The following is an 18,239-nucleotide window of genomic DNA, read 5'->3' as shown; positions in this document are numbered from 1 at the left end:
GGAGTCGAGATGCTGCAAAGGTTCTCGACTCCGCTCGAACTGACAATGAAGAATAATTTCTTATTACTATGAAAAACCCAAAAACATCATTTATCTATAAATTAGTTCTATTGGTCTTATTGTTTTCCGCTTCCGCGAAAGCGCAAATCCAAAAAGTGGAACCACCATTTTGGTACGCCGGAATGAAAAATTCGGAACTGCAGATTATGTTCTACGGAAAAAATATTGCACAATACGAAGCTTCAGTTTCTAATAATGTTGTGATTAAAAACGTTGAGAAAACAGAAAACCCAAATTATCTTTTCGTAACCATCGATACAAAAGATGTAAAAGCTTCTGAACTAGTTTTCTCTTTCAAAAACAATAATAAAGTTGCCTTTAAACAAAAATATGTTCTGAAAGAAAGAAGAGCCAATTCCGCAGAAAGAAAAAGTTATGATGCATCGGATTTGATTTACTTAATTATGCCAGATCGTTTTGCCAACGGAAATCCTCAAAACGACAGCAATGCTTCATTAACTGAAAAATCAAATCGTCAAGATCCAAGCGGACGTCACGGAGGCGATATCGAAGGAATCATCAAAAATCTAGATTATATTTCGTCTCTTGGTGCAACGACAATTTGGAGTACGCCTTTATGCGAAGACAACGACAAACAGCATTCGTATCATACGTACGGACAATCTGATGTTTACAAAATCGATCCCCGCTACGGAACGAATGATGATTACGCTCGTCTTTCTGCAGAAATGCACAAAAAGAACATGAAACTGGTTATGGATTATGTTACGAATCACTGGGGAATTACACACTGGATGGTGAAGGATTTACCAACAAAATCATGGCTTAACCAATTTGAAAATTACACACAAACACACCACAGACGTGAAGTAATTACAGATATTCACGCTTCAAAAATCGATCAGGAAGTTTGTATTGACGGCTGGTTTGTGCCTTCAATGCCTGACTTGAATTTAAGAAATCCGTTAGTTGCAAAATACTTGACTCAAAATGCTATTTGGTGGATTGAATTTGCTAACCTTGACGGATTCAGAGTAGACACTTACAACTATTCGGATAAAACGGCAATGGCAAATTGGGCAAAATCTATTACAGATGAATACCCAAACTTTAATATTGTGGGCGAAATCTGGATGCACAATCAGGCGAATTTAGCTTTTTGGCAGAAAGACAGTAAAATTGGTGCAATTGAAAACTACAATTCGAATTTACCCAGTGTAATGGATTTTACGCTTCAAAGCCAAATCACCTCTGCCTTCAGTGAAGATGAGCCAAACTGGGACAGCGGATTGATTAAATTCTATAACAATTTTGCAATGGATTTTCTATATCCAAACACGAATAACATTTTGGTCTTCGCCGAAAATCACGATACAGATCGTATGAACGAAAAGTTCAAATATGATTTGTCAAAATACAAACTGGCTATGACTTTATTGGCAACCGTTCGTGGAATTCCGCAGATTTATTACGGTTCAGAAATCGGAATGGGCGGTGATAAAGGTAAAGGCGGAGATGCCGATATTCGTCAGGATTTCCCAGGCGGATGGGCTGGAGATAAAAACAACGCTTTTACAAAAGAAGGAAGAACTGCTCAACAAGCAGCTTTCTTTGATTTCTCTTCAAAATTATTCAACTGGAGAAAAACAAACGAAGCAGTTCATTTCGGAAAAATGACACATTACATTCCAGAAAACAATACTTATGTGTATTTCAGATATACTGATAATAAAACGGTTATGGTCGTTTTCAATAACAATGCAAAAGAGCAAATTGTAAAGACAGCTCGTTTCAAAGAAAGCATCAAAAACTTTAAATCTGGTAAAGATGTTATCACAGGAAAAACATTCGATTTAGCTTCTGAAATTACATTGGAACCAAAATCAGCTTTGGTTTTAGAATTGGAATAAAGCTTTTATTTAAACACATAGAGACATAGTTTTTCTTAGCTGAATAAAAGGCGTTTCACTTGTTTAAAAAAACATAGTTATATCAACGTAAAACTATGTGTTAATGACTAGTCATTTTTTTCTAACTTTTTAGACAAAGAAAAATCTATGATTCTATGTGTTTAAAATTTTATTGCCACAGATTAAAGGATTATCACAGATTTTAAAAAATCATTTTAATCTTGTAATCTGTGGCAAACCTTTATTATAAATCTTCGTTAAATTTGAAATAAATGAAAAAATACACTTTCCTTTTTTTATCTTTAGTATACTTAACAATGAGTTGTTCTGGCTCAAAATCAGTTACAATGAATACTACTTCGAAAATACCTTTCGTTTGGGAAGGGGCAAATGTTTATTTTTTGCTTACAGATCGTTTTTACAACGGAGACACTTCCAACGACGTCAATTTTAACCGAACCAAAACTCCTGGAAAACTACGCGGATTTGAAGGTGGTGACATCATCGGAATCACTAAAAAAATCGAATCAGGTTATTTTGAAAAACTAGGAATCAATGCCATTTGGCTTACGCCGATTGTTGAGCAGATTCATGACGGAGTTGATGAAGGAACTGGATTGAGTTATGGTTTTCACGGTTATTGGGCAAAAGACTGGACAGCTCTAGATCCAAACTTTGGAACAAAAGAAGATTTGGCCAATCTGGTTAAAAAAGCACACGAAAAAGGAATCAGGATAATTTTGGATGGCGTTATTAATCACACAGGTCCAGTAACTCTCGAAGATCCAGTTTGGCCTTCTGATTGGGTTAGAACCGGCGTTGTCTGTGATTACAAATCGTTTGAAAATACGACAATATGTACTCTGGCAGAAAATCTTCCAGATGTAAAAACAGAAAGTACTCAAAATGTAGAATTACCTCCTTTTTTAATCGAAAAATGGAAAAAAGAAGGTCGTTATGAAAAAGAAATAGCGTCATTGGATGAATTTTTCAAAAGAACAAATTATCCGAAAACGCCTAAATATTACATCATAAAATGGCTTACCGATTATATTCTAGAATTCGGAATTGACGGTTACAGAGGAGATACGGTAAAACACACCGATGAAAATGTTTGGGCCGACTTCAAAAAAGAATGCGACTATGCATTCGAAACTTGGAAAAAACATCATCCTTTACAGGTTTTAGATCAAAATCCTTTTTACACGATTGCCGAAGTTTACGGTTACGGAATCAGCGGTGGTCAAGATTATGATTTTGGAGATCGAAAAGTAAATTATTTCCAAAACGGTTTCAACAGCATGATCAATTTTGAATTTAAATGGAATGCTGCGCAAAACGATTACGAAGGTTTATTTTCTAAATATTCCAATCATTTAAATAATGAATTAAAAGGATATTCTGTTCTCAACTATATGTCTTCACATGACGACGGCCAGCCTTTCGATGCCAATCGAACAAAAAGCATTGAAACAGCCAATAAACTATTTCTTTCTCCGGGAATGTCTCAGGTTTATTATGGAGATGAATCGGCTAGATCTTTAGTTGTTGAGGGAACTCAGGGCGATGCCACTTTGCGTTCAAATATGAATTGGGATGATATTCAAAACAATCCTGAAACGCAGAAAACACTTTTGCATTGGCAGAAATTAGGTCAATTCAGAAGAAACCATCCTGCCGTTGGAGCAGGCGTTCATAAACTGATTAATCCGTATCCTTATACTTTTTCAAGAACTTTTACTCAAGGTTCTTTTACAGATAAAGTAGTTATGGGATTAGATTTACCAAAAGGCAGAAAAGAACTTCCTGTTGGTGATATTTTCCCAAACGGAACAAAACTTAAAGACACTTATTCAAATCAAGAAGTTGAAGTTATTGATGGAAAAGTAATTATTGATAATGATTTTGACATTGTTTTACTAGAAAAGATTTAAAGGTTTTTCAACAAAGAAACACGAAAATTTCCACGAAGATTCGCAAAGTTTTTTGGCCACAGATTATTAAGATTAACACAGATTTTTTCGCCGCGAATTACACGAATTTTCACGAATTAATTTATCATATCTAAATTGGTGAAAATTGGTGAAATTCGTGGCGAAGGAAAAAAAATCATTTTAATCTTAATAATCTGTGGCTAACTTTTTTTATAATCCTTGTGCCCTTTGCGTAAAACTTTGCGACCTTTGCGGTTAGAAAAAACACTGCAAAATGCTAAAAATTTCACATCGAGGCGCCAAAGCCTACGAACCTGAAAATACTTTACAAGCTTTCCAAAAAGCCTTAGACCTAAATTCAGACGGAATTGAACTCGATGTTCATTTGAGTGCCGACGAACATATAATCGTAATTCACGACCAAACCATCGACAGAACAGCCAACGGAAAAGGTCTTGTAAATGATTTTACTTTAGCAGAATTAAAATCATTTTTGATTGATGGAAAATATCAAATTCCAACGCTAAATGAAGTTTTCGATTTGGTTGACAAAAAATGTTTAATCAATATCGAATTAAAAGGTTTAGAAACTGCTCCAAAAGTTGTTGCGCTAATTGAGGAATACATTGAAAAAGGCTGGAAATACGAGAATTTCATCATTTCAAGTTTTGATTGGAATATGTTAGAGGAAACAGCAAAACTAAATTCAAATATTCCGATTGGTGTTTTAACAGAAGAAAATATAGATACTGCTCTGGCTTTCGCCGAAAAAATAAAAGCTAAAGCCATTCATCCTGATTTTCATTTATTGAATGAAGAAAATGTTCATCAAATTAAGGAAAAAGGATTTCTGGTTTTACCTTGGACAGTAAACTCCGAAGAAGACATTCAAAAAGTAAAAAGTTATAAAGTCAACGGAATTATCTCTGATAATCCAGACAAAATATAAAGTTTAAAAATAGCCACAGATAAAAAGTTTTTTTGCCACAAATTGCACAAATTTTCACAAATTTAAACGCAATAATTAATTTGCGAAAATTTGTGCAATTTGTGGTTAAAGAAAAAATCTAGCTAAAAAAATTAGTGCCAATTCGTGTAATTCGTGGCAACCCAAAAAAAATATGATCAAAAATTTCGACATAATAATCGTTGGCGGAGGCGCAGCAGGTTTCTTTACCGCAATTAATATTGCAGAGAAAAATCCGAAACTGAAAATCGCCATTTTAGAAAGAGGAAAAGAAGTGCTTTCTAAAGTGCGCGTTTCTGGCGGTGGAAGATGTAATGTTACACACGCTTGTTTTGAACCAAACGAATTAGTAAAATTTTATCCTCGCGGAGAAAAAGAACTTCGCGGGCCTTTTCATCAATTTTGTTCTGGAGATACGATCGAATGGTTCGAAAAACACGGCGTAGAATTAAAAATCGAAGAAGACGGCAGAATGTTCCCTGTTTCTAATTCATCACAAACCATAATTGACTGTTTCCTTAAAGCAACTGAAAAATTAGGCATAAAAGTATTAACGGGTCAAAGCGTTCAGTCGATTTTCAAAAAAGAAAACCATTGGAAAATAGATACACAAACAGACAATTATGCTGCTGAAAAATTAGTAATGGCAACGGGAAGCAACCCAAAAATATGGGAAATGCTTCAAGAACACGGACACGCAATTGTAAGCCCCGTTCCTTCCCTATTTACTTTCAACATCAAAGATTCGCGAATTAAAGAATTACCAGGAGTTGCAGCACAAGTTACTGTTCATGTAAAAGATACAAAACTGGAATCAACAGGACCTTTATTAATTACGCATTGGGGAATGAGCGGACCCGCAATTCTAAAACTTTCGGCTTGGGGCGCACGTATTCTGCATGATAAAAATTATCAATTTACGATTTTCGTTAATTGGTTAAATGACGTTGATACGGAAGATGCTGAGAAAACCCTAAAAGATTTAAAACAGGAACACGCTAAAAAAGCGGTTTCTAAAAAATCACCTTTTGACTTTCCAAACCGTTTATGGGAAAGTCTGGTTTTGGCTTCGGGAATTGATTCAGAGACTAAATGGGCAGATTTGTCTAAAACCCAATTGCAGAATCTGACTTCACAATTAACAAAAGCCGAATTTAAAGTCAACGGAAAAAGTACTTTTAAAGAAGAATTTGTAACCGCTGGCGGAATCGATTTAAAAGAAATCAATTTTAAAACCATGGAAAGCAAAATTCACGAAAACCTTTATTTTGCTGGGGAAATTGTAAACATAGACGCTATTACCGGCGGATTTAATTTTCAGAATGCCTGGACGAGCGGGTTTATTCTGGCTCAAAATATTTAATAGAATGAAATTTAAAGGAATTATTTTTGATTTAGACGGAACTTTGGTCAACTCATTACACGACATTTCAGATGCGATGAATAAAGTGCTTACTGCTCTAAATTATCCTACACATAGTTACGACACGTACCAATATTTTATCGGAAGCGGTTTACGAAATTTGGTAAGCAAAGCATTGCCAGCCACAAACAATTCTGATGATGAAATCGAAAGTTGTTTTGAATGTATGGTTGATGAATACACTAAAATCTGTACGCTAAAAACAAAACCTTACGAGGGTATTGTAGAACTATTAGGAAACTTGACTTCACAAAACATCAAAATGGCAGTTTTCTCCAACAAAGCCGACGAGTTAACTAAGAAAATAGCTTATGAATTATTTCCTGAACAATTTGACACAGCGGTTGGTTTAAGTACAGAAGAACTAAAAAAACCAAATCCGTTTGAGGCGATTGAAATTAGTAAAAAATGGAATTTAAAACCAGAAGAAATCCTGTTTGTTGGAGATTCTGATATTGATATGAAAACGGCTTTAAACGCAAATATGTTTCCGGTTGGCGTAACTTGGGGATACAGAACCGAAGATGAATTGAAATCTAGTGGAGCAAAAGTGGTTATTAATAATGCTTTAGAACTGATTACTATTTTATAAAATCATGAATCCTTCTTTAAAAAAACAAATACAAGCAATCGCTTCGTTTTCTGAAAAAGAAATCCAAACGATTGATTCTTGTTTTGAATATGAGAAATTTACAGCCAAAGAATATCTTTCTTCAATGGGAAAAACCAGCAGTAAAATCTTTTTTATTGTTGAAGGTTTGGCGCGTGTTTATTACTTAAAAGACGGAAAAGAAATTACAACTTATTTAAGCTGTGATGATGGTTTTATCGCTTCGTATTCAAGTTTTATAAATCAATCGGTTTCTTTTGAAAATATTCAGTGTATTGAAGATTGCGAAGTGCTTTCGATTACCTTTGAAAAAATGCAATTTTTGTATAACGAAATTCCAAATTGGGAACGTGTCGGAAGAATTCTCGCCGAGCAGAATTATCTTTGCATGGCAGATCGTGTTTTAAAACTTCAAATGATTCCGGCAAAAGAAAAATACCAAACTTTTTTAATTTCGGCTCCAGCCAAAATAATACAGCGAACACCTCTAATTTATATCGCTTCTTTTCTAGGAATTACTCCCGAATCACTAAGCAGGATCCGTCAGGATATTTCTTAACATTTATCAAGTGAGTTGAAAAACGGAATTTAAATCTTTGTCAAAATAAAATTTGAAAAAGATGAAGAATATTGCCAAAGACGTTTACCAAATTCCCTTATTTCCAAGAAACGCCATAAATTGTTATTTGATTGAAGATGTTTTGATTGATGCCGGAATTAGAACTTCTTCTAATAAAATATTAAAATCAATAAAAGAAAAATCCGTTACAAAACACGCATTGACGCACGCCCACGCCGACCATCAGGGGAGCAGTAAAATAATCTGTGAAACACTAAATATTCCGCTTTTATGTAGTGACGCTGAAAAAGAGTTTGCTGAAAGCGGTAATGTATTTACAGAATACCCAAATCCGAATCATATTTTTTCAAAATTTCAGAAAAACTTCTGGGCAGGAAAAGGACATTCAGTTGCTAAAACCTTAAAAGAAGGTGATCAAATTGGAGGATTTACGGTTATTGAAACTCCAGGACATTCGAGTGGTCATTTGTCTTTTTTCAGGGAAAAAGACGGCATTTTGATCGTTGGCGATGTGATGACCAATATGAATTTGCTGACTACAAAAGTCGGATTGCACGAACCTCCACATCTATTTACCGCTGATAAGGAAACCAATCGAAAATCAATTTTAAAACTTGCATCTTTAAACCCCAAAATATTGTGCTTTGGCCACGGACCTATTTTGTTTAATAATGGTGAATTAGAAAAATTCATTCAAAAAAGCAAAATTGCTTATTAACAAGAATTTACAGATTCTGTAAGTTTTCGTTAAGACTATTCTAATAATTTTACTCTCAACTAATTAATCCTTATATGAGAGTAAAATTACTTACCACAATTTCTGTTTTCACCTATCAACTCACTTTTTCTCAATCCGAAAAACTATTAACTGGAAAAGTTCTTTCACAAAACATTCCACTTAATAAAGTAGAAGTAATTAATAAAACTGCCAAGACCAGCACAAGAACAAACGAACTCGGCGAATTTTCGATTCTGGTACGACCGCAAGATAGTGTGTTGTTTTTCTCTAAAGATTACTTTTTTAAAAGACTTAAAATTTCTCAGGAAAATATAGATCAAAACAACATCGTTGTGAATATGATTCTAAAACCAGAAGAATTAGATGAGGTCTTAATCACAACTATAAAATTCCCTCACGTAGGTCCAGCTGCAGAAGTTTCAGATTCAATTGCATTACAGAGAGCATCTCGTGATTTACGAAAATATACGGGAGTTTATGACGGCACCATTTCAAATGGAATGAATTTTGGCGCTATGGGAGCAGGCCTTTTAAGTTTGTTTAAAAAAGATGATAATGCCAATAAAAAACCTAAAAAGAAAACTCCTGAATTGGATTTCAAAACATTCGTGGAATCAACTTGTCCTTTAGATTTCTTTACGAAAGATTTAAAATTAAATCCTGATGAAAAAGCTCTTTTCCTAGAATTTTGTACAGCCGATCCGCAATCGGAAATTATTCTAAAAAAGAAAAATTTGCTTTATACAATGGATTTTTTATATGCTAAAAATGAAGAATTTAAGAAGCTGAAGTAGACTTTCTCAGCTTCTTCCATTTTATAAAAAATACAACAAAAGCAATTAATAAAATTAGTATTACGCCCGAAAGGATAACAATAATTATTTCCATTTGAGATATATAACCTGAATATATGTTCCCTTTGCTTTCTCTTAAAGCCCGAAGTTGAGAGCCATAACTTTGAGCTCTTTCACGATAATAGTTAATTTCGCTCTGGGAACTATTTATCATTCTTTCCACAATTAAATCTCCCTCGTAACCATATTTTCTAGCAGTCCTGTAAGTCTCAAGCGCACTGCTATTTTTTCCTAATAATTCTGCAAGATTTGCAAGTTCAAAGAGTAAAATTGAAATGATTTTATCTTTTGGTTCTATAAACGACATTCTTTCATTTACTTGGAAATAAATCGACTGTGCTAATTTTTCAATTTCGTTTTTAGACAATTTCGTTTTAGGTTCGCGTGAAATTCCAAAATTTGTATTAATTAAAAACTGACCTGAAACATCCTTTAAATTCTTGATTTTAGCTTCTAATATTTTCAAATGAAGCCATTCTGATCCTTCATGAGATTTAGGATTAATAGCAATAGATTTCTTAATCCAATTATAGGCTTTTTGGTTTTCCCCCATCAATTCATAAAGTGTCCCTAAATTAGATGCTGTCGAATATCTATTAGGTTTAATTTTTTCAATGTTCAGATATAATTTTAGAGCTTCATCATATTTTCCCAGAACAATTAAAAGATATCCTTTATCAGATAGATAATCTAAATCTTTTGTTTTTTTATATAAACTGTCAAGTTCAATTATCAATTTTGGAAAATCTCCTTCGAAAAAATTATGGCCTTGAGGGTTAATACCATCATAATCTTGATATGCATATGCTCCATTTTTTAAAATTTTAGTTTCGCCATTTAAACAAGCAAAGGTCTTTAAGGAAAATAGAACCAAAACAATAACGAAAAACTTCAATTTATTCATAAAGCATATATGTAAAGAATTAAACTTGAAACCTGAAACAAAGAAAACTTGAAACTAAAAAATTTTACTTATTCAACCACCAAATACTGGCATTTAAAACTGTTGCAAACCCAACCCAAGCTAAGTAAGGAATTAATAAATAACCCGCAGTTTTATTGATTTTGATAAATTTTAAATACGTTTCGTAAATCATCAGCCATAAAAGCACAATTTCGATTAAAGCCAACATCGGATTTTTTAATCCGAAGAATAAATAAGACCAAATTGAATTTAAAATCAATTGAATAATGAAGAAAAGCAAAGCTTTTTTAACTTCTTCTGTCTCTACTTTAATTTTGTCCCAAACTAACGCTGCTGCAACGGCCATTAAAATGTAAAGTACTGTCCAAACGGGCATAAAAATCCAATTCGGCGGATTAAAAACTGGTTTTTCCAGCATGACATACCAAGTCTCAATACTTGGTTTTGTAACCACTCCCGCAGAATATCCTACTGTTAAACAAATTACTAAAGCTATAGCGATTTTTACGAACTTATTCATGACATCAAATTTTGAATTCAAAAATAGGCAAAAGAAAATTTAAACCATATAAGTGATATAAGTTCATTTTAGCAAATTCCGCTTATAATTTCTTAAATAACTTATATGGTGAAAAATGAAAAAGTTATCTTTGCCAAAATTTTATAATTCATGTTAACAGCAGCCGATTTTATACCAAATCCATATACTTCAACAATCGAAAACGGGAACTTTGAGTGGAGCGCTCCAAGCAATATTGCATTAGTAAAATATTGGGGGAAAAAAGAAAACCAGATTCCGGCAAATCCTTCTGTTAGTTTTACGCTTAACAACTGTAAAACCATTACGAAATTGGCTTTTTCTAAAAAAGACGCTTCGACTTCGCTCAGCGGGACAAATGGTTTTTCATTTGATTTACTTTTTGAAGGAAAACCAAAAGAAGATTTCAAGCCAAAGATTCAGAAGTTTTTGGAAAGAGTTGAGGTTTATCTGCCGTTTTTAAAGGATTATCATTTTACGATTGATACGCAGAATACTTTTCCGCACAGTTCGGGAATTGCTTCTTCGGCTTCTGGAATGGCAGCATTGGCAATGAATTTTATGAGTTTGGAAAAATTGTTAAACCCAGAAATGACCTATGATTATTTCTATCAAAAAGCTTCATTTTTGGCTCGTTTAGGTTCTGGAAGTGCTTGCCGAAGCGTAAAAGGGAATGTAGTAGTTTGGGGAAATCAGTCAAATATCGAAGGAAGCACTGATTTGTTTGGTGTGGAATTTCCATATACAATTCATGAAAATTTCAAGAATTATCAAGACACCATTTTATTGGTTGACAAAGGCGAAAAACAAGTTTCGAGCACCGTTGGACACGATTTAATGCACAATCATCCGTATGCAGAAAGACGTTTTGCTCAAGCACATGAAAATCTGGATAAATTAATTGCCATTTTTGAAAGCGGAGATTTAGAAGAATTCATCAAAGTTGTAGAAAGTGAAGCACTGACTTTACATGCTATGATGATGACCTCAATGCCTTATTTTATTTTGATGAAACCCAACACACTTCAAATCATAAATGCAATATGGAAATTCAGAAATGAAACCCAAATTCCAGTATGTTTTACGCTTGATGCTGGTGCGAATGTGCATGTATTATATCCTGAAAACGTTAGCGAAAAAGTACTTCAATTTATTCAGGACGAATTAGTTGTATTTTGTCAGAATAGTCAATACATTTGCGACAAAATTGGAGAAGGTGCGATTGCATTATAATTTTGCGTATCTTTAGTTAAAATTTTGATTATGGATATTCAATTAGAAAAACGTGAGGCGATGGAGATGTTGAAAGAGACTAATGATCCTACACTTATTATGGCGATTGCAAAATTGCTTAGAAAAAATAAAAAAGATTGGTGGGATGATTTAACTGATCAACAAAAAGAAGATATAGCTCAAAGTGAATTAGAATTCGAAAGAGGAGAATTTACGAGCTACGAGGATGTTATGAAAAAATACAGATAGTGGATCTTAAAGTAAGTTTTTCAAAAACAGCGGAGAAAAATTTAGATTCAGTTTTAAAGTTCATTGAAGCAAGATGGTCAGAAAAATCAAAAAAGCTGTTTATTATCAAATTTGAAAGAGCAATTTCAATAATGATGATGAATCCAGAAATTTTTCCAAAATCATCCGTAAATAAGAAATATCGAAAATGTGTTATAACCAAACAATCTAGTTTGTTATATAGTTTTAGTGCAAACGAAATCAGGATTCATAATATTTTCGACACTAGGCAAAACCCAAATAAAATTAAGAAAGACATTAAATAGACCATGAAAGGACCATTATTTTACTCAAAAATATTACTCTTTGGAGAATACGGAATTATCCGCGACTCTAAAGGACTTTCTATTCCTTATAATTTTTATAATGGCGCTTTGAAAAAAAGCGAAGAACCTACTGAAGAAGCAATTGCATCTAACAGAAGTTTGAGAAGTTTTGCTTCTTATCTTGAAGTTCTGCATACTCAGCAGCCAGAATTGGTTACTTTCGATTTAGAAACGCTTCAGAATGATGTCGAAACTGGAATGTATTTCGATTCTAGTATTCCGCAAGGATATGGTGTTGGAAGCAGCGGTGCACTTGTTGCGGCTATCTATGACAAATACGCTACAAACAAAATTACTGTTCTAGAGAACCTAACTCGCGAAAAATTATTACACTTAAAAAATATATTTTCTCAAATGGAAAGCTTTTTTCATGGAAAAAGTTCTGGTTTAGATCCTCTAAACAGCTATTTGAGCATTCCTATCCTGATTAATTCAAAAGATAATATTGAAGCAACTGGAATTCCGACACAAAGTTTTGACGGAAAAGGTGCTGTCTTTTTATTAGATTCAGGAATTGTTGGAGAAACAGCTCCAATGGTTAGCATTTTTATGGAAAATCTAAAAGATAAAGGTTTCCGTGCGATGCTTAAAAATCAGTTTGTGAAATATACAGATGCCTGCGTAGAAAACTTCTTGCATGGCGATATGAAATCTTTGTTTACCAATACCAAAAAGCTTTCTAAAGTTGTTCTAAATCATTTTAAACCAATGATTCCAGAGCAATTTCATGGAATCTGGCAACACGGAATTGACTCTAACGATTATTATCTAAAACTTTGCGGTTCTGGAGGCGGTGGCTATATCCTTGGATTTACTGAAGATTTAGAACGCGCAAAAGCAGCTTTGAAAGATTATAAGCTAGAGGTAGTTTACCAATTTTAATGCTTTAAACCCAGAAATTATTTGAGTAGATTCCCATAAGTTTTCATCCTAAAAAGTTATTTATTATGAAAAGTATTTTTAAAATAATTAAAGCAACTTTTTTAGGAGGAATTCTCTTTTTGGCACCACTAGTTGTACTGCTTGTTATTCTGGAAAAAGGTTATGGCATTATTCAAAAAATCACGCTTCCGCTTGCAAAACACCTTCCTAGAATACATGTTTTAGGAATTGCTCTTCAAGAACTTGTTGGAATAATAATCATAATTCTTATTTGCTTTCTTGCGGGTTTATTGGCCAAAACTGCCAAAGCCAAAAATTTGGTTCAAAAATTAGAAGATGGAATTTTGAGCTTTGTTCCAGGATATTCATTCATGAAAAATATGAATGAAAATATTATGGGGCTTGAATCTAAAGATGATTTAAAGGTCATTCTTGTTCCAACAGACGCTGGATTGCAATTTGCTTTTCTAATTGAAGAGATAAACGAAAACAAATTTGCCGTTTTTATTCCAGATGCGCCAAATCCGTGGAGTGGATCTGTAGTTTTCGTTGAAAAGAAAGACATTACAGATATTGATATTTCTCAAAAACAAGCTTTGGCCTGCATTAGAAAATTAGGATTCGGTTCTAAAGTTTTATTAAAAAACAAGCTTTAATTCTTCTAAAAAAAATAATAACCTTAAATTACCACTCTAAAAACTATAACCTATAAGAAATGCTGAGCAGACAAAATAAACTTTTAATAATGAAAATTGTTAGTTTGTTCTCTGTAGTTAGAGGTTATAACATTCCAATAATAGTTTTAGCACAATATTTATCGGCGATTTTTATATTGGCACCAGAAATTCGAGCACTGGATATTCTGCTCGATTTTTATTTGTTTCTGATTGTTTTTGCTTCTGCTATTACAATTGCTTCGGGCTATATTATCAATAATTTTTACGATAGCCAGAAAGACTTAATAAACAGACCCACCAAGTCGATGCTCGATCGTTTGGTAAGTCAGAAAACAAAACTGAATGTTTATTTCAGTTTAAATTTCCTAGCAGTTTTAATGGCTTCTATAGTGTCATGGCGTGCTTTTTTATTCTTTTCTGTGTATATTTTCATGATTTGGTTTTATTCGCATAAAATTAAAAAGTATCCAATTATAGGAAATCTAATGTCAGCATTGCTTGCTGTAACTCCGTTTTTTGCCATCTTACTGTATTTCTACAATAAAATTTCGTTTGAAGAAATCGAAAATCATATGAGTCATTTTGTAGTGATTTCTGCTCATGCGGTTTTCTTGTTTTTACTTTTACTAATTCGCGAAATGATTAAAGATCTTGAAAATCTGAAAGGCGATTTAGTAAACGATTATAGAACAATTCCTGTTTTATATGGCGAAAAAATCTCAAAACAAGTTATTACAGCTTTGACTGTTTTGACCATTGTTCCTGTTTATGTTTTGGTCAATATACATGACGTTGGTTATATGGACATTTATTTTTATGTCTGTTTTGGCGTTTTACTTTTTTTCCTGATTTATTTATGGCAATCAAATTCTAAAGAGCAGTTTTTAAGGCTTCATAACGTTTTAAAATTCCTAATTGTTTCTGGTGTTTTCTGCATCGTCTTAATTAACCCTAGTGTTTTATGGCACGGAAAGGAATTGATTTCTAATTACTAATTTTTGTCTCTCACAGATTAGCAAACTTTTCTTTTTGTTTAAATCTGCAAAACAACATAATTAAAAGAAGCCAATTGTTTGATTTTAGCCCCGATTACTTCACTTAACTTTTATTTTAATTGGAGTTCAGTGAACTTCGTTTGAAGTGGAAATCTTTTTATTTTTTTCTTTAAAAAATAAAAAATTGAAACGAAAAGCGGGAAACCATGTCTCAAAAAAAAGCCAATTGTATTGCTCCTGAACATCTTAAAATAAAGTGCTATTAATCTAAGAACATTGAACTTAAGATTTATTAGCAGGAAAAAACTATCTTTGCACAAATTAATGATTCTATGAACAACAAGGAAGGCAACAATAAAAGAGGCGGATCGAGACCAAATAGCTCACGATCAAACTCTAACAAGCCAAAACCTCCTATGGCTAAGCGCGCGCAAGGGCCTAAAAAAGTAAAACCTGAAGTTAAAGCTGCTCAGGAAGCTGCTGCTGAAAAATTCAGAAAACAAAATCAGCCAGCAAAGAGACAAAAAGCTTCAGATGAAATTCGTCTGAACAAATACATCTCTAATTCTGGCGTTTGCTCTCGCCGTGATGCCGACATTTATATTCAGTCTGGAAACGTTAAAGTTAACGGTAATGTAGTTACTGAAATGGGTTATTTGGTAAAACTAAATGATGTTGTAAACTTTGACGGTGTTACGCTTACTCCTGAAAAGAAAGAATATATTTTATTGAATAAACCTAAAAACTTTACAACTGCTCTTGATGAAGGTCAGGAATACCGTAACGTTCTAGAGCTAGTTCGTGGTGCTACAAATGCAAAAATTGCTGCTGTTGGAAGAATGGACAAGAATACAACTGGTTTGCTATTGTTTACGAACGATACTGATATGATTCGTAAATTTACACTACCGAATCAAAAATCGTCTAAGATCTATCAAGTCTCTTTGGACAAAAACTTGAAATTTGAAGATTTAGAAAAAATCAGCAAAGGCTTAGTTCTTGACGGACACCGCGTTTTTGTTGAAGAAGTAAGCTATATTGATAATGAGCCAAAAAGCGAAGTTGGCCTTAAACTGCGTACTGCTAACGTAAAAGTGGTTCGTGCTATTTTTGAATCTTTCGAGTATAATGTACTACGAATTGATCGTGTTTCGTTTGCTGGATTGACCAAAAAGAATCTTCCTCGCGGAAACTGGCGCTTTTTGACCGATCAAGAAATTATCAATTTGAAAAACGTTTAATCGTTCTTCAAATCTAAATTATAATGAATCCTGTTTTCTTCTTGAAAATGGGATTTTTTATTTTTAAAAACTAAAGAAATTATGTCCGAAAAGGGTAAAAATAGATCTTCCGATTGATTGGTTTTTATCTTCTACTGTTTCGTAATTTGAAAAACCTAGGATGATTTTGATTCCGGGAGGAATGCTGTTTAAAATGTCTCTTTTTTGATCTTCTAAAAGAAGTTTTAAGCTTTCTATAAGTTGTAGATTGTATCTTAAGTAAGACATTACAAGTAGTGCAGAAAAGTTAAGTATTTCTCTAGCTGTTTCGCTTTTAATACCAACTTCGTTAGAAACCATTTCTGAAATTCTTCCTTTTTTATTGGAGAATAATTCTTTCAGCAGTATATTTCCTTCTAAACGGTAACAGTCATCGACTGATAAAATTCTTCCTGCATTAAAATCTACTTCTTGATAGAAAGTGGAATCTTCTTGGATTAGTGAAACAATTTCAGAATAAAAATCAGATTCTTCGGCTTTGTTATAGAGTCCCATCAAGATTGTGCCGATCGAGACGTCTATTCCCTTGATTAAAAGTGCATCATTTTCAAAATAAAACTTGTTTAACTTGGAGACAACATTAGAAGAAATAAAGCGTCTAAGTTCAATTTGTAGGTTTGGGGTCATACTCATAACTTAAAAAATGATTATTTATACTTGTTTAAAATAACCGATAAAGTGAGGCTTTTCATCGATTATCGTGATAAAAATATAAAATATTTTAACATTTCCAAAAATTAAGTTAAAAATTTAGGTGGTCTATTTTCAAGCATTTAGCCTCAAAAAATAAGGAAATGAGCAAATATAAAGCTTGACGTAACTTATAAGATACAAAAATTATTTTTAAAATTTTAAGAGTTTTTTTCAAAAAATCAAAAATATAAGAAAAAGCTTAAGGTCAAAATTACCATTTAGAAAATTAATGCTCTATTTTGCCAAAGTATAGTCAGAAAAATACCGAGATAAATTACTGAAAAAAAGAAGTTCACAAAACTCGAAGCCAAGAATCCTAAAACAGAACCTGTGGCCGCTTTTAAGGCACGTTTATGATTTTGAGAATCGTATAATAATTCGCCAACAAGCGCGCCTACAAACGGACCAATAATAACTCCAAACGGAATTGGCGCCAAAATCCCAACAATCAAACCAATGTTGGTTCCCCAAACTCCATAAGAGCTCCCGCCAAATTTTTTGGTTCCCTTAGATGGAATCACGTAATCTAAAATTGTAATCGTTACCATCAAAACAAAAGTGATTCCCAGAACCCAATAATTGTTTTCTACCGCTTTGGTTAGATACAGCAATAATAGTCCTACCCAGCAACTTGACAATCCTGGTAAAACAGGAAGAAAACTCCCAAAAACGCCAACAATTACACATATAAACCCTAAGAGAACTAAAAGTGAATCCATATCTTTTTTATCAATTTATTTTTACAAATTACTACTTTATTTTTTTTCGCACAAACCTTAAAATATGTATCTTTAAAGTACAGAAGCTCCATAAACATCGGTAAGCTTCGCAAAAAAATCGTATTTTTGTTCATTCATTCAATTTTAAAACTTTGAGGCAGTTTTTCCCTTTTTTTATTTGTATTCTTTTTAGTTCTTGTCAATATTTTGAGAAGCAGGTTCCGTCTGAAAAAGAATTACTTCAAAAAGAGTTAAAATCAATCAACTGGAAAGAAGTTGATGAATATCCTTCTGTTCCTAACTGCGAAAAAATTGCCGATAAAAAACTTCGTCAGCAATGTTTTTTTGAAGTCATGTCAAGCCTTATCCAAGAAAAACTAAACGTAGATACTCTATCTATATTATACCCAGAATTGGACACGATCGAAGTAAAAGTAACTGTTTTTCCAAATTCAACCATGAAGTTTGAACCTCAGTTTCCTAAAGATTCAGTAGCGTATGACACGATAAAAATCGACAGCATTCTGCATGCTCGCTTAGTCGATTTCCCAAAAGTAAATCCAGCTATAAAACGTGGAATTCCAGTAAAAACACAATTTATTTTACCTGTCATTCTAAAAGCAAAAGACGAGAAATAGTTTTTCT

The 18,239-nt window shown here is 33.1% G+C and carries 19 protein-coding genes; 15 read left to right on the top strand and 4 right to left on the bottom strand.

All coding sequences use genetic code 11. From position 1 onward, the window contains the following. Nucleotides 1-68: 68 nt before the first annotated feature. The 8 genes from ACNRYB_RS06560 to ACNRYB_RS06525 all read left to right on the top strand — a co-directional run bounded on the left by ACNRYB_RS06560 (nt 69) and on the right by ACNRYB_RS06525 (nt 8,978). Nucleotides 69-1,931 (top strand): glycoside hydrolase family 13 protein, encoded by a 1,863-nt coding sequence (locus ACNRYB_RS06560; protein WP_473729587.1) that lies wholly within the window; start codon nt 69-71, stop codon nt 1,929-1,931. A 272-nt stretch (nt 1,932-2,203) separates the two neighbouring features. After that, complete coding sequence (locus tag ACNRYB_RS06555) at nt 2,204-3,865, top strand: alpha-amylase family glycosyl hydrolase (RefSeq protein WP_473729586.1); 1,662 nt, start codon at nt 2,204-2,206, stop codon at nt 3,863-3,865. 274 nt (nt 3,866-4,139) lie between these two features. Continuing rightward, the gene (locus ACNRYB_RS06550) at nt 4,140-4,814 is read left to right on the top strand and encodes a glycerophosphodiester phosphodiesterase (RefSeq protein ID WP_473729585.1); all 675 of its coding nucleotides are present in this window, start codon (nt 4,140-4,142) and stop codon (nt 4,812-4,814) included. A gap of 172 nt (nt 4,815-4,986) precedes the next feature. After that, nucleotides 4,987-6,195 (top strand): BaiN/RdsA family NAD(P)/FAD-dependent oxidoreductase, encoded by a 1,209-nt coding sequence (locus ACNRYB_RS06545; protein ID WP_473729584.1) that lies wholly within the window; start codon nt 4,987-4,989, stop codon nt 6,193-6,195. Between the two features lie 4 nt (nt 6,196-6,199). Then, complete coding sequence (locus ACNRYB_RS06540) at nt 6,200-6,847, top strand: HAD family hydrolase (RefSeq protein ID WP_473729583.1); 648 nt, start codon at nt 6,200-6,202, stop codon at nt 6,845-6,847. A gap of 4 nt (nt 6,848-6,851) precedes the next feature. Further along, on the top strand, nt 6,852-7,424 hold the full coding sequence (locus ACNRYB_RS06535) for a Crp/Fnr family transcriptional regulator (protein WP_473729582.1): 573 nt from the start codon (nt 6,852-6,854) through the stop codon (nt 7,422-7,424). A gap of 61 nt (nt 7,425-7,485) precedes the next feature. Then, on the top strand, nt 7,486-8,163 hold the full coding sequence (locus ACNRYB_RS06530; RefSeq protein WP_473729581.1) for an MBL fold metallo-hydrolase: 678 nt from the start codon (nt 7,486-7,488) through the stop codon (nt 8,161-8,163). A gap of 74 nt (nt 8,164-8,237) precedes the next feature. Continuing rightward, nucleotides 8,238-8,978, top strand: a complete 741-nt coding sequence (locus ACNRYB_RS06525) for a hypothetical protein (protein ID WP_129746091.1) — start codon at nt 8,238-8,240, stop codon at nt 8,976-8,978. On the opposite strand, the gene ACNRYB_RS06520 is transcribed toward ACNRYB_RS06525, so the two are convergent. Together ACNRYB_RS06520 and ACNRYB_RS06515 are read right to left on the bottom strand one after the other, a co-directional pair. After that, nucleotides 8,962-9,942, bottom strand: coding sequence for a tetratricopeptide repeat protein (locus ACNRYB_RS06520; protein ID WP_473729580.1), 981 nt, complete (start codon nt 9,940-9,942; stop codon nt 8,962-8,964). The two genes, ACNRYB_RS06525 and ACNRYB_RS06520, sit on opposite strands and share 17 nt — an antisense overlap. Nucleotides 9,943-10,006: 64 nt before the next feature. Beyond that, complete coding sequence (locus ACNRYB_RS06515) at nt 10,007-10,483, bottom strand: TspO/MBR family protein (protein ID WP_129746089.1); 477 nt, start codon at nt 10,481-10,483, stop codon at nt 10,007-10,009. Nucleotides 10,484-10,633: 150 nt separating this feature from the next. On the opposite strand from ACNRYB_RS06515, the gene ACNRYB_RS06510 reads away from it, so the two are divergent. From ACNRYB_RS06510 to ACNRYB_RS06485, 6 genes are all read left to right on the top strand, one after another. Next, nucleotides 10,634-11,734, top strand: a complete 1,101-nt coding sequence (locus ACNRYB_RS06510; RefSeq protein WP_473729579.1) for a diphosphomevalonate decarboxylase — start codon at nt 10,634-10,636, stop codon at nt 11,732-11,734. A gap of 30 nt (nt 11,735-11,764) precedes the next feature. Then, the gene (locus tag ACNRYB_RS06505) at nt 11,765-11,983 is read left to right on the top strand and encodes a hypothetical protein (RefSeq protein ID WP_111367628.1); all 219 of its coding nucleotides are present in this window, start codon (nt 11,765-11,767) and stop codon (nt 11,981-11,983) included. A 308-nt stretch (nt 11,984-12,291) separates the two neighbouring features. Beyond that, entirely contained in the window at nt 12,292-13,230 is a 939-nt protein-coding gene (locus ACNRYB_RS06500) for a mevalonate kinase family protein (protein ID WP_129746086.1), read from the top strand. Between the two features lie 65 nt (nt 13,231-13,295). After that, the gene (locus tag ACNRYB_RS06495; RefSeq protein WP_129746085.1) at nt 13,296-13,886 is read left to right on the top strand and encodes a DUF502 domain-containing protein; all 591 of its coding nucleotides are present in this window, start codon (nt 13,296-13,298) and stop codon (nt 13,884-13,886) included. 59 nt (nt 13,887-13,945) lie between these two features. Further along, nucleotides 13,946-14,902, top strand: a complete 957-nt coding sequence (locus ACNRYB_RS06490) for a geranylgeranylglycerol-phosphate geranylgeranyltransferase (RefSeq protein ID WP_473729578.1) — start codon at nt 13,946-13,948, stop codon at nt 14,900-14,902. Nucleotides 14,903-15,234: 332 nt separating this feature from the next. After that, complete coding sequence (locus tag ACNRYB_RS06485; RefSeq protein WP_263524030.1) at nt 15,235-16,143, top strand: pseudouridine synthase; 909 nt, start codon at nt 15,235-15,237, stop codon at nt 16,141-16,143. A gap of 63 nt (nt 16,144-16,206) precedes the next feature. Here the strand turns inward: ACNRYB_RS06485 and ACNRYB_RS06480 are convergent, their stop codons facing one another. Together ACNRYB_RS06480 and ACNRYB_RS06475 are read right to left on the bottom strand one after the other, a co-directional pair. After that, nucleotides 16,207-16,809, bottom strand: coding sequence for a DUF937 domain-containing protein (locus ACNRYB_RS06480; protein ID WP_201998940.1), 603 nt, complete (start codon nt 16,807-16,809; stop codon nt 16,207-16,209). A gap of 284 nt (nt 16,810-17,093) precedes the next feature. Beyond that, on the bottom strand, nt 17,094-17,594 hold the full coding sequence (locus ACNRYB_RS06475; protein WP_473729577.1) for a DUF456 domain-containing protein: 501 nt from the start codon (nt 17,592-17,594) through the stop codon (nt 17,094-17,096). A gap of 152 nt (nt 17,595-17,746) precedes the next feature. Here ACNRYB_RS06475 and ACNRYB_RS06470 point away from each other — a divergent pair, with 152 nt between their 5' ends. Further along, complete coding sequence (locus ACNRYB_RS06470; RefSeq protein ID WP_354588989.1) at nt 17,747-18,232, top strand: hypothetical protein; 486 nt, start codon at nt 17,747-17,749, stop codon at nt 18,230-18,232. Nucleotides 18,233-18,239 lie beyond the last annotated feature (7 nt).

The sequence above is a fragment of the Flavobacterium sp. CR10 genome, assembly GCF_055814415.1.
The sequence above is the reverse complement of the archived record's forward strand: the minus strand, read 5'-3'. Positions and strand labels throughout refer to the sequence as shown.